We start from the raw sequence: 12,227 nt of genomic DNA on the forward strand, positions 1-12,227 counted from the left end.
TCATGATGACCAACGCAGTCGTTCTGCTGGCGGCGGGGAGCCTGAAAGGGGCTTTTATCCCGCTGCTGGCAGGTTTCCATCAGCAAAGCGGTATTCGGGTCGAGGCCCATTTTGGTCCTGCAGGTTTACTGCGCGAGCGTATTGAAGGCGGGGCGGCGTGTTCGGTATTCGCCTCTGCCAACCGTCAGCATCCCCAGGCGCTGCGCCAGGCCGGGCGGGCGGGAGAATGTTATTCGTTCGCCCGCAACCAGCTGATGCTGACCGCCCGTCGCGCCGCCTGCGATGACCGCGCCGACTGGCTGGCGCTCCTCACTAACCCGCAGCTGCGTCTGGCGACATCGACGCCGGGCTGCGACCCGTCCGGCGACTATACCTGGCAGCTGTTTGAGCGCATTGAAGCCCGCTTCCCTGGCTGCGGCAGCGCCATGATGGCCCGCGCGCAGCAGCTGGTCGGGGGACGGCAGTCGCTCAGCGTCCCGCCGGGCGAGACGGCGGGAGCCTGGCTTATCCGCGAAGGGTTAACCGACCTGTTTATTGGCTATGCCCATTACGCCAGCCAGATGACGATGGCCGACGATCTGCGGACGGTAACGATTCCGGCGCCGTGGAATATCCAGGCTGATTATCAGCTGACGACGCTCGACGAGAGCGCCGGGGCGCAGCGTCTGTGCCGCTTTATCCTCGGCGCAGAAGGGCAGCAGTATCTGCAGGCCGCGGGTTTTTTACCGGCTAACGCCGAATCGTAAACTGCGGCGCCAGCAGCGGTGAGTCTGAGCCGGGGTAATCAATTTTACGCACCGCCAGGCCGTAGGCGCGCTGCAGATGCGGCTCGCTAAGCACTTCCCCGGAGCGTCCCGCCAGCCACTCGCCGTCCGGCAGTAGCAGCAGCGTATGGCTGGCGACCTGCAGGGCATGGGTGGGGTCGTGGGTGGTGAAGATCACGGTGCGCGACTGGCGATGGGCCAGGTCGCTGATGAGCTGCAGCACCACCTGCTGGTTGGACAGGTCCAGCGCCGAGCAGGGCTCATCCAGAAGGATATTCTGGCTGGCACCCACCAGCGCGCGGGCAATCAGCACCAGCTGCTGCTGGCCGCCGGAGAGCGAACGAAACGCGCGGCCCGCGAGGTCGGCGATGCTCAGCTGGCGTAACGCCTCCTCAACCCGGCGTTCATCGTCAACGGCCGGTTGGGCAAACAGACTGACTTGCCGGGCGCGGCCCATCAACACCACCTCCCGCACTTGCCAGTTGAACGCCGGGCGGAACGATTGCGGCACAATCGCTATCCCGCCTTCACTGTGGAAACTCCCGCCAAGCGGCGGCAGCACGCCGGTGAGGGTGTCGAGCAGGGTGCTTTTCCCGCGCCCGTTGGCACCGAGCACCGCCCAGATTTCACCGGGCAGGCACTGCAGGCTGAGCGGCCGGAAGAGCGGCTGACGGTGGCCGTAGCGCAGTTCCGCCAGCCGAAGCGACATGTTCATCAGACCATCCCCCGACGACGTGAGTGGATCAGTAGCCAGGTAAACAGCGGGGCGCCGAGCAACGCGGTAATGATCCCGACGGGTATCTCTGCCTGGGTCAGCGAGCGGGCCAGATCGTCGACCACGATCATTAATCCGCCGCCGAGCCAGAAGGCGGTGGGCAGCAGACGGCGGTGGTCGGCGCCGACCAGCAGCCGTGCCAGATGCGGGATCACCAGTCCCACCCAGGCGATGCTGCCGCTGACCGCCACCTGTGCGGCCACCAGCACCGCGCAGCATAGCAGCACGCCGCGGCGCAGCGCGGTGACCGAGACGCCGAGACCGCGCGCGTCTCTCTCCTCCAGCGCCAGCAGGTTGATTCGCCAGCGCAGCGCGATCAGGAGCGTGGTGCTGACGAGAATCGGCAGCGCCATGATCGCCACTTTGTGCCAGCTGGCGGTGGCGAAGCTGCCCAGCAGCCAGAAGACGATATTCGGCAGCGTCTCTTCGGTATCGGCCAGATATTGCATCAGGCTGACGAGAGCGGCGAAAAAGCCGCTGAGAATAATCCCGGAAAGAATCAGCACCAGCGTGTTTTCCCGCCCTTGCAGCGTGGCAATCAGGTACACCAGCATTAAGGCCAGCAGGCCGAAACCGAAGGTGGAGGTCATCATCAGTACGGTGTCCAGCCCCAGCAGGATGGCCAGCGTGCCGCCAAACGCGGAACCGGAGGTGACGCCAATGATATGGGGGTCCACCAGCGGGTTCTGGAACACGCCCTGCAGCGTGGCGCCGCACAGTCCGAGCGCGCCGCCGGCCAGCAGCGCCATGATGACGCGCGGCAGGCGCACCGACCAGACAATTTGCCCGGCCACGCCGTCTGCGGGCGACAGATGTCCCAGCTGGCTGAATACGTCGCTGAGGCTCAGGTGATACTGGCCGGCGCACAGCGAGGCGACAGCAATCAGCAAGGTTGCCAGCGCCAGCCCGCCTTGTAACAGCGCCGGGTGACGATTACTGAGCATCCGGCGTCCACTTCACGCGATAAAACCGCTGGTAGTACTCCTGCGCTTTGCTATCAACATCCACGCCGTTATAGCGGGAAGGATAAAGCTTTTTGGCCATCCACAGCTCGCCGAGGGCCAGCGCTTCCGGCATCGGGTAACCCCAGGCTTTGGCATACTCTGGCATCAGCCAGACGCGGTGATTTTTTACCGCGTCAATCCCTTGCCACTGCGGGTCGGATTCGATCTGTTTGACCACCTGCGGATAGCGGTCCTGGACAAAGATCACCTGCGGATTCCACTGTAAAACCTGCTCCAGTGAAACCTGACGCGCGCCCTTGACCGTGGCCGCCGCGACGTTCAGCGCGCCGGCATGTTTCATCATCAGGCCGGTGTATTTGCCGGAGCCGTAGGTATTGAGGTCTGGATTGGCCATATAGACGCGCACCCGCTGATTGTCGGGGATATCGGCGACCGGCGCGTTGGCCTCTTTGCGCGCGGCGAAGGCGGTGCGAATGAGCGTTTCCGCCTGATCTTTGCGATCGACCACCGCACCAATCAGGCGAATACCCTGCTTTAACCCTTCGTTATAGGCCTGCTCTTCATCGGCCATCGACGGGTTCATTTTGTTTTTTTCACCCGCGGCATCCTGGCGTAACGAAATAGCCACCACCGGGATCCCGGCGTTCTGAATCTGTTGAATCATCGCCTGCGGCGCATAGTTGGCGACAAACACCACCTGCGGATGCAGCGCCAGCAGGCTCTCGATATTGACCTGGGTTAAATCTCCCGGCGTTGGCAGTTGTTCAATCCCCGGCATAAAGCGGGCGAAAGCAGGGCCAAGCTGCTTTTTCCAGCTGCTCATCACGCCAACAATCTCGTCACTGGCATTAAGCTGCACCAGCAGGTTTAGGGTTTGATGCTGGAGAACGACGGCGCGGGTAATGTGGTCAGGAAGCGTCACCTCGCGGCCAAGCTGGTCGGTGACGGTACGGTCGGCAAAAGCATGACCGGCAAACAGGCAGGCGCTGACCAGCGTCAGCCCCGGTAACAAACGGGGTCGTTTTGACATGAGTGGACTCGGTTAGGTGAGAAGAATCGTCGTATATTAAAATATATAGCGTTAGCGGAAGCAATTCTTACCGGCCGGTCTACCCATTCAGGACAAGTTTACTCGTAAAAAACCGCTTCTTCGGTCATTCGCGACTCGATCTGCGCGGCGACTTTTTGCAACGGTGCCAGATATTTCTGCGCCGCTTGCTCAAGACTCATCGCCTTCGCCATATAAACCAGGTTCAGGCAGCCGATAACCCGCTGCTGGCTGCGGATCGGTACGGCGATGGAGGCGATTTTCTCCTCCTGCTGCCAGCCGCGAAAGTTTTCGCCGTAGCCCTGACGTCGTGTGCGCTCAAGTATTGCCGCCAGCTTTTCCGGCTCTCGCGCCAGCTGATACTCCTCTTCCGGGCGCGCCGCGAGGATCTCGATCATCGCCTGGCGCTCATGATCCGGGGCGAAGGCCAGCCAGGTGAGCCCCGAGGCGGTCAGCAGCAGCGGGAGCCGACGGCCGACCATCGCGCGATGAAACGACAGGCGGCTGAAGCGGTGCGTGGTTTCACGGACCACCATGGCGTCAACATCCAGGGTGGAGATATCCGTCGGCCACAGCACTTCGCGCAACAGCTCCCCCAGTAGCGGGGTGGCGAGGGCAGAAATCCAATGTTCGTCACGAAATCCTTCACTCAGCTGACGGATTTTGAGGGTTAAACGAAAGCTGTCATCGGATTGACTGCGGCGAACGTAACCCTCCTCCTGCAAGGTCTCCAGCAGTCGTCTGACGGTGGTGCGATGCAGGCCGCTAAACTCAGCCAGCGTGCCGACCGTGGCCCCGCCATCGAATTTATTTAACAAATTAAGTAACAATAATCCCCGACTCAATCCGCGGACCGTTTTGTAATCTGCCTGCCTGCTTTCGCGCATATTTCCTCAATTAATATCCAGATAAACAATGATGTGCACCTGGTGCACATCCGGTGATGTTTTGATTGTAGCGCATCCGGCCGACCCTATACTGACCTCACTATAAAAATGTATTTACATCTATTTAACAAAGTGCCGGGCGTCAGTTTGCGACGCAGGCACGGTGTCTGAGTCGTGAGGTTCTGAAATGACAACATCGAATCCGGATATTCAACCCGCTGTACAGCATACCGCCCAGGTCGCGATCGCCGGCGCGGGCCCGGTCGGCCTGATGATGGCCAACTACCTTGGTCAGATGGGCGTCAGCGTACTGGTTGTCGAAAAACTCGAGGCGCTGATTGATTACCCGCGGGCTATCGGCATCGACGATGAATCGCTGCGCGCGATGCAGGGCATCGGGCTGGTGGACCATGTTCTCCCGCATACCACGCCGTGGCACGCGATGCGTTTTCTGACGCCGAAAGGGCGCTGTTTCGCCGATATCCAGCCGATGACCGATGAGTTTGGCTGGCCGCGGCGTAACGCGTTTATTCAGCCGCAGGTGGATGCCGTCATGTATGAAGGATTGCAGCGTTTTCCCCATGTGCGCTGCCTGTTTTCTCGCGAAGTTGAAGCCTTTAGCCAGTCTTCGGATGCGGTGACCTTGCATCTGAAGGGACCGGCGGGCGAACGCGAAACGTTACAGGCCGACTGGCTGGTCGCCTGCGACGGCGGAGCCAGCTTTATTCGCCGTACGCTGAATATTCCCTTCGAAGGTAAAACCGCGCCGAATCAATGGATTGTTATCGATATCGCTAATGATCCGCTGGCGACGCCGCACGTCTATCTGTGCTGCGACCCGGTGCGTCCGTACGTCTCCGCCGCGTTGCCGCACGGCGTAAGGCGTTTTGAATTTATGGTGATGCCCGGCGAAACCGAAGCCCAGCTCAGCGAGCCGCACAAGATGCGCCAGCTATTGAGCAAGGTGCTGCCGGATCCGGACAACGTCGAGCTGATTCGCCAGCGCGTCTATACCCATAACGCGCGTATCGCCGAACGCTTTCGCGTCGATCGCGTGCTGCTGGCGGGCGATGCCGCCCACATCATGCCGGTCTGGCAGGGGCAGGGGTACAACAGCGGCATGCGCGATGCATTTAACCTCGCCTGGAAACTGGCGCTGGTGGTGAACGGCAAAGCCGGTGAGGCGCTGCTGGACAGCTACCAGCAGGAACGGCGCGATCATGCTAAAGCGATGATCGATCTCTCGGTCACCGCCGGCAATGTGCTGGCGCCGGCGAAACGCTGGCATGGCGCGGTGCGCGACGGAATTTCGTGGCTGCTCAACTATCTGCCGCCGGTCAAACGCTACTTCCTCGAGATGCGTTTCAAGCCGATGCCGCAATACCGTGCCGGCGCCCTGCTGCTGGAGGGGGAAAGCAAAAACTCGCCGGTGGGGAAAATGTTTATTCAGCCCAAAGTCACCCTGGAGAGCGGTACGGTCACGCTGCTTGATGAGGTCATTGGCGCGAATGTCGCCATTCTCGCCTGGGGCTGCAACCCACAATGGGGGCTGAATGCCGGGCAGATAGCCCAGTGGCGCGCCGTCGGCGTGCGATTTATCCAGGTCGTGCCGGAGGTACAGATTCATCGCCAGCAGGACAATTTTGCGGGCGTTATCCGCGTCGGCGATACGCAAAACCGTCTGAAAAGCTGGTTTGCGCAGCACGATACCGCGATTGCCGTAGTGCGTCCGGACCGCTTCGTCGCCGCTGTGGCAATCCCGCAAACCCTGGGTCAAAAGCTTGACGCGCTGGCGAGCAAGATGCAGCTGGCCTCCGTGCAGACCACAACAACGATTGAACAGGTGGCTTGATATGAACGCGTATCTTCATTGTCTCTCGCATACGCCGCTGGTGGGCTATGTTGACCCGGCACAGGCGGTGCTGGACGAGGTTAACGGCACCATTGCCGACGCCCGGGCGCGGATTGCCGCCTTCGCCCCGGAGCTGGTGGTGCTGTTTGCCCCCGATCATTACAACGGTTTTTTCTACGATGTGATGCCGCCGTTCTGTTTAGGCATCGGCGCGACTTCTATCGGTGATTTCAGCAGCGCCAGCGGCGTCCTGCCGGTGCCGACGGCGTTGGCGGAAGCCTGCGCCCACGCGGTGATGAAGGAGGGGATCGATCTGGCGGTCTCTTACTGCATGCAGGTGGATCACGGCTTTGCGCAACCGCTGGAGTTCCTGCTCGGCGGGCTGGATACGCTGCCGGTTCTGCCGGTGTTTATCAACGGTGTCGCATCGCCGCTGCCGGGCTTTCAGCGCACCCGCATGCTGGGCGAAGCCGTCGGCCGCTTCCTGACCACCCTCAACAAACGAGTATTAATCCTCGGCTCCGGCGGGCTGTCGCATCAGCCTCCGGTGCCGGAGCTGGCGAAGGCCGATGCCCATATGCGCGATCGGCTGCTGGGCAGCGGCAAACAGTTGCCGCCGGTCGAGCGGGAACTGCGCCAGCAGCGGGTCATCAGCGCGGCGAAACAGTTTATCGAAGACCAGAACTCGCTCTATCCGCTCAACCCCGTCTGGGACAACCGTTTTATGAGCCTGCTGGAGCAGGGACGGCTGATGGAGCTGGATGCCGTCAGTAACGAAGAGCTGTCGGCAATGGCCGGCAAATCGACGCACGAAATTAAAACCTGGGTGGCCGCCTTTGCCGCGCTATCCGCATTTGGCAGCTGGCGCTGCGAAGGCCGCTATTACCGACCCATCCCCGAGTGGATAGCCGGATTTGGCTCGCTGAGCGCCACCGCGCAGAACTGAATTAACGGGAGAATATGATGAGCTACCAACCGCAAACCGAAGCCGCCACCAGCCGTTTCCTCAACGTGGAAGAAGGCGGAGAAACACTACGCATTCATTTTAACGACTGCGGCCAGGGAGATGAAACCGTGGTCCTGTTGCACGGCTCCGGCCCCGGCGCCACCGGCTGGGCCAACTTTAGCCGCAATATCGATCCGCTGGTTGAGGCGGGCTATCGGGTGATTCTGCTGGACTGCCCCGGCTGGGGGAAGAGCGACTCGATTGTCAATCGCGGCTCGCGTTCCGACCTGAACGCCCGAGTATTGAAAAGCGTCATTGATCGGCTGGATATCAGCCAGGTGCATCTGCTGGGCAACTCCATGGGCGGTCACAGTGCGGTGGCCTTCACCCTGAGCTGGCCGGAACGGGTGGGCAAGCTGGTGCTGATGGGCGGCGGAACCGGCGGCATGAGTCTGTTTACGCCAATGCCGACGGAAGGCATCAAGCTACTGAACGGCCTGTATCGCGAACCGACCATCGAAAACCTGAAAAAGATGATGAACATCTTTGTTTTCGATACTCGCGATCTGACCGACGCCCTGTTCGACGCGCGTCTCAACAATATGCTGTCGCGCCGGGAACATCTGGATAATTTCGTCAAAAGTCTGGAAGCCAACCCGAAGCAGTTCCCGGATTTTAGCCCGCGTCTCGGCGAAATCCGCGCCCAAACCCTGATCGTCTGGGGGCGCAACGACCGCTTTGTCCCGCTGGACGCCGGCCTGCGCCTGCTGGCCGGAATTAACGGTTCTGAACTGCATATCTATCGTGACTGCGGCCATTGGGCGCAGTGGGAACATGCCGACAATTTCAACCAGCTGGTGCTGGATTTTCTGGCGCGCAAATAAGGAGCCGTGATGACAACGCTATCTCTCGAACAGCTGGCGCAACGACTGCGCGATGCCGAAGTCCAGGGGCGGGCCATTGAACCGCTGCGCGATCTCCTCGGCACCGATAATGCGGAGGCAGCCTACGCCATCCAGCGGATTAACGTCCAGCACCACGTGGCGAACGGACGGCGGGTGGTGGGGCGCAAGGTGGGGCTGACCCATCCTAAAGTGCAGCAGCAGCTGGGCGTTGACCAGCCGGACTTCGGCACCCTGTTTGCCGACATGTGCTACGGCGATAACGCCGCTGTGCCGTTCTCCCGGGTGCTGCAGCCGAAAGTGGAAGCCGAAATCGCCCTGGTGCTTAAACACGACCTGCCGCATGCCGATACCACCTTTGATGAGCTGTACGCCGCTATCGACTGGGTGTTGCCCGCGCTGGAAGTGGTCGGCAGCCGTATCCGCGACTGGTCGATTGGTTTTGTCGATACGGTCGCCGATAACGCCTCCTGCGGCGTTTATGTCCTGGGCAGTCCGGCGCGGCGTCCGGCCGGACTGGATCTGAAAAATTGCGCTATGCGTATGACCCGTAACGAGGAAGAGGTGTCCAGCGGGCACGGCAGCGAATGTCTTGGCCATCCGCTCAATGCGGCGGTGTGGCTGGCGCGCAAAATGGCCAGCCTCGGCGAGCCGCTGCGGGCGGGCGATATTGTGCTGACCGGGGCGTTAGGCCCGATGGTGGCGATTAACGCCGGCGATCGCTTTGCCGCCCACATTGATGGTTTAGGTTCAGTAGCGGCAACGTTTGCCGCCGAAGAGGGAAGCAGTGATGAGTAAACGCAAAGTCGCCATTATCGGCTCCGGTAATATCGGCACCGATTTAATGATCAAAATTCTGCGCCATGGCCAACACCTGGAGATGGCGGTGATGGTCGGTATCGACCCTGAATCCGACGGTCTGGCCCGCGCCCGGCGCATGGGCGTCGCCACCACTCATGAGGGCGTCGGCGGCCTGATGCAGATGGCGGAGTTTGCCGATATCGATATTGTATTTGACGCCACCAGCGCCGGGGCGCACGTGAAAAACGACGCCGCGCTGCGGGAAGCCAAACCGGAGATCCGCATGATCGACCTGACGCCGGCGGCCATCGGCCCGTACTGCGTGCCGGTGGTCAATCTTGAGGCCAATCTTGCCGAGGGTAATGTCAATATGGTGACCTGCGGCGGCCAGGCGACCATCCCGATGGTGGCGGCGGTATCGCGGGTGGCCAAAGTGCACTATGCGGAAATCGTCGCCTCGATTGCCAGTAAATCTGCCGGTCCGGGAACACGCGCTAACATCGACGAATTCACTGAAACCACCTCGCAGGCTATAGAGAAAGTCGGCGGCGCGGCAAAAGGTAAAGCGATTATCGTACTGAACCCGGCGGAGCCGCCGCTGATGATGCGCGATACTGTATATCTCCTGAGCGAAGCGGCGTCGCAGCAGGAAATTGCCGCGTCGATTGCGGAGATGGCGGCCGCGGTGCAGGCCTATGTCCCGGGATATCGCCTGAAACAGCAGGTGCAGTTTGAGGTGATTCCCGAAGATAAGCCGGTCAACCTGCCGGGCATTGGCCGCTTCTCCGGTCTGAAAACGGCGGTTTACCTCGAGGTTGAAGGGGCGGCGCACTATCTGCCTGCCTACGCGGGTAACCTCGATATTATGACCTCGGCTGCGCTGGCGACGGCGGAAAAAATGGCCCAGTCAATGAATGACGCGGCGGGAGAAGCAGCATGAACGGCAAAAAAATCTATATCTCAGACGTGACCCTGCGCGACGGGATGCACGCGATTCGCCATCAATACTCGCTCGACAATGTGCGCCAGATTGCCCAGGCGCTGGATAGCGCAGGAGTGGATTCTATTGAGGTGGCCCACGGCGACGGCCTGCAAGGTTCGAGCTTCAATTACGGCTTCGGCGCCTACAGCGATCTGCAGTGGATTGAAGCGGCGGCGGAGTCGGTCAGCCGGGCGAAAATCGCCACTTTACTGCTCCCTGGTATCGGAACTCTGCACGACCTGAAAAATGCCTATCAGGCCGGGGCGCGGGTGGTGCGTGTGGCAACCCATTGCACGGAAGCGGATGTTTCCGCCCAGCATATCGCCTTTGCCCGCGAGCTGGGGATGGACACCGTTGGCTTCCTGATGATGAGCCATATGATCAGCCCGGAACAGCTGGCCCAGCAGGCGCTTAAGATGGAATCCTACGGCGCGACCTGCATTTACGTGGTCGATTCCGGCGGGGCGATGAATATGCACGATATTCGCGATCGTTTCCGCGCCCTTAGGGCGGTGCTCAAGCCGGAAACCGCCACCGGGATGCATGCGCACCATAACCTGAGCCTCGGCGTCGCCAACTCCATCGCCGCGGTGGAAGAGGGCTGCGACCGCATCGATGCCAGCCTTGCCGGCATGGGGGCCGGGGCGGGGAATGCGCCGCTGGAGGTCTTTATTGCTGCGGCGGACAAGCTTGGCTGGAACCACGGCACCGATCTGTATGCGCTGATGAACGCGGCCGATGAACGGGTGCGGCCGCTACAGGATCGTCCGGTACGCGTCGATCGCGAAACCCTGGCGCTGGGCTATGCCGGAGTTTACTCCAGCTTTCTGCGCCACAGCGAAGTGGCGGCCGCGCGCTACGGTCTGAGCGCGGTCGATATTCTCGTCGAGCTGGGCAAGCGACGGATGGTGGGCGGCCAGGAAGATATGATCGTCGATGTGGCGCTGGACCTGCTCAACCGCGCGAAATAAAAACCGGCGGCTGGCAACGAATCAGCCGTCCTTCACCTGCACCGTTTTCGCTATCGCACAGGTACCCTATGACCACGACAACCTCTGGATCGGCTTCACGCCTGATGTTAACCATCGGGCTCTGTTTTATGGTTGCCCTGATGGAAGGGCTGGATCTTCAGGCGGCCGGGATCGCCGCCGCCGGGATGGCTCACGCCTTCGCGCTCGATAATATGCAAATGGGCTGGATCTTCAGCGCCGGTATTCTCGGGTTACTTCCCGGCGCGCTGGTGGGGGGAATCCTGGCTGACCGCCACGGCCGCAAACGGCTGCTGATCGCTGCGGTCACGCTGTTCGGCCTGTTTTCCATCGCTACCGCGCTGGCAGGGAGCTTTCCGATGCTGCTGTTGGCACGCCTGATGACCGGTGTGGGGCTGGGGGCGGCGCTGCCGAATCTTATTGCATTGACCTCCGAAGCGGCCGGTCCGCGATTTCGCGGTACCGCCGTCAGCCTGATGTACTGCGGGGTGCCGGTGGGCGCCGCGCTGGCAGCGGTGCTGGGATTCTGGGGGGAAACCTCCGCCTGGCAGACGGTGTTTTGGGTCGGCGGCGTTGTGCCGCTGCTGCTGGTGCCGATGCTGCTGCGCTGGCTGCCTGAGTCCGCCGTCTTTCGCGCCGGTATGCAGAGTGCGCCGCTACGGACGCTGCTGGCGCCGGAAAACGCCAGCGCCACGCTGCTGCTGTGGCTGTGCTATTTCTTTACGCTGCTGGTGGTCTACATGCTGATCAACTGGCTGCCCATGCTGCTGATAGGTCAGGGATTTCGCGCCGGTCAGGCGGCTGGCGTCATGTTTGTTTTGCAGCTGGGAGCCGCCTGCGGCACGCTGCTGCTGGGGGTATTGCTGGATAAACTGAGTCCGCTGCTGATGTCGCTGCTGATCTATTGCGGTATGCTGGCGTCGCTGCTGGCGCTGGGCTGCGCCTCCTCCTTTCCGGCGATGCTGCTCTCGGGTTTTGTGGCCGGGCTGTTTGCCACCGGCGGGCAAAGCGTACTGTACGCGCTGGCGCCGCTGTTCTACCGCACGGAAATTCGCGCCACCGGGGTGGGGACGGCGGTGGCCGTCGGGCGGCTGGGGGCGATGAGCGGTCCGCTGCTGGCGGGAAAAATGCTGGCGCTGGGCGCCGGTACCGTTGGGGTAATGGCCGCCGCCGCGCCGGGGATTCTGCTGGCTGGCGTGGCGGTATTCTGGCTGATGAATCGCCAGAGACGGCAATCAATAGCCTGATGACGGTGCCGGGTTATGTTTCAGGACCCGGCACCGCGCCACCTTGCGCAACGGCAGACTTTGGCATAC

The 12,227-nt window shown here is 61.4% G+C and carries 12 protein-coding genes; 8 read left to right on the forward strand and 4 right to left on the reverse strand.

What is annotated here, in order from left to right; all coding sequences use genetic code 11:
* Window positions 1-5: 5 nt before the first annotated feature.
* Window positions 6-746, forward strand: coding sequence for a substrate-binding domain-containing protein (locus tag Q1L34_RS10375; RefSeq protein WP_015584119.1), 741 nt, complete (start codon window positions 6-8; stop codon window positions 744-746).
* Here Q1L34_RS10375 and Q1L34_RS10380 read toward each other — a convergent pair.
* The 4 genes from Q1L34_RS10380 to Q1L34_RS10395 all read right to left on the reverse strand — a co-directional run bounded on the left by Q1L34_RS10380 (window position 730) and on the right by Q1L34_RS10395 (window position 4,439).
* Window positions 730-1,479, reverse strand: a complete 750-nt coding sequence (locus Q1L34_RS10380) for an ABC transporter ATP-binding protein (RefSeq protein WP_004863172.1) — start codon at window positions 1,477-1,479, stop codon at window positions 730-732. The two genes, Q1L34_RS10375 and Q1L34_RS10380, sit on opposite strands and share 17 nt — an antisense overlap.
* A complete protein-coding gene (locus Q1L34_RS10385) occupies window positions 1,479-2,483 on the reverse strand; it encodes a FecCD family ABC transporter permease (protein ID WP_327204491.1) in 1,005 nt (334 codons plus the stop codon). The genes Q1L34_RS10380 and Q1L34_RS10385 overlap by 1 nt, the downstream gene beginning before the upstream one ends.
* A complete protein-coding gene (locus Q1L34_RS10390) occupies window positions 2,473-3,534 on the reverse strand; it encodes an ABC transporter substrate-binding protein (protein WP_004863165.1) in 1,062 nt (353 codons plus the stop codon). Before Q1L34_RS10390 ends, Q1L34_RS10385 begins: the two co-directional genes overlap by 11 nt.
* A gap of 98 nt (window positions 3,535-3,632) precedes the next feature.
* The gene (locus Q1L34_RS10395) at window positions 3,633-4,439 is read right to left on the reverse strand and encodes a DNA-binding transcriptional regulator (protein ID WP_004863162.1); all 807 of its coding nucleotides are present in this window, start codon (window positions 4,437-4,439) and stop codon (window positions 3,633-3,635) included.
* 187 nt (window positions 4,440-4,626) lie between these two features.
* On the opposite strand from Q1L34_RS10395, the gene Q1L34_RS10400 reads away from it, so the two are divergent.
* The 7 genes from Q1L34_RS10400 to mhpT all read left to right on the forward strand — a co-directional run bounded on the left by Q1L34_RS10400 (window position 4,627) and on the right by mhpT (window position 12,158).
* Window positions 4,627-6,291, forward strand: a complete 1,665-nt coding sequence (locus Q1L34_RS10400; RefSeq protein WP_004863158.1) for a bifunctional 3-(3-hydroxy-phenyl)propionate/3-hydroxycinnamic acid hydroxylase — start codon at window positions 4,627-4,629, stop codon at window positions 6,289-6,291.
* A 1-nt stretch (window position 6,292) separates the two neighbouring features.
* Window positions 6,293-7,237, forward strand: a complete 945-nt coding sequence (mhpB, locus tag Q1L34_RS10405; RefSeq protein ID WP_004863155.1) for a 2,3-dihydroxyphenylpropionate/2,3-dihydroxicinnamic acid 1,2-dioxygenase — start codon at window positions 6,293-6,295, stop codon at window positions 7,235-7,237.
* 17 nt (window positions 7,238-7,254) lie between these two features.
* Window positions 7,255-8,121: a 2-hydroxy-6-oxonona-2,4-dienedioate hydrolase gene (gene mhpC, locus Q1L34_RS10410; protein ID WP_015584125.1), complete on the forward strand. Its 867-nt coding sequence runs from the start codon at window positions 7,255-7,257 to the stop codon at window positions 8,119-8,121.
* A gap of 9 nt (window positions 8,122-8,130) precedes the next feature.
* Complete coding sequence (mhpD, locus tag Q1L34_RS10415) at window positions 8,131-8,937, forward strand: 2-keto-4-pentenoate hydratase (RefSeq protein WP_004863149.1); 807 nt, start codon at window positions 8,131-8,133, stop codon at window positions 8,935-8,937.
* Complete coding sequence (gene mhpF, locus Q1L34_RS10420) at window positions 8,930-9,880, forward strand: acetaldehyde dehydrogenase (RefSeq protein ID WP_004863147.1); 951 nt, start codon at window positions 8,930-8,932, stop codon at window positions 9,878-9,880. The genes mhpD and mhpF overlap by 8 nt, the downstream gene beginning before the upstream one ends.
* Window positions 9,877-10,893, forward strand: a complete 1,017-nt coding sequence (mhpE, locus tag Q1L34_RS10425) for a 4-hydroxy-2-oxovalerate aldolase (protein ID WP_015584126.1) — start codon at window positions 9,877-9,879, stop codon at window positions 10,891-10,893. The genes mhpF and mhpE overlap by 4 nt, the downstream gene beginning before the upstream one ends.
* Before the next feature lie 68 nt (window positions 10,894-10,961).
* Complete coding sequence (gene mhpT / locus Q1L34_RS10430) at window positions 10,962-12,158, forward strand: 3-(3-hydroxy-phenyl)propionate transporter MhpT (protein WP_097357822.1); 1,197 nt, start codon at window positions 10,962-10,964, stop codon at window positions 12,156-12,158.
* Window positions 12,159-12,227 lie beyond the last annotated feature (69 nt).

Source organism: Klebsiella ornithinolytica, from assembly GCF_030505655.1.
Taxonomy (GTDB): Bacteria; Pseudomonadota; Gammaproteobacteria; order Enterobacterales; family Enterobacteriaceae; genus Klebsiella; species Klebsiella ornithinolytica.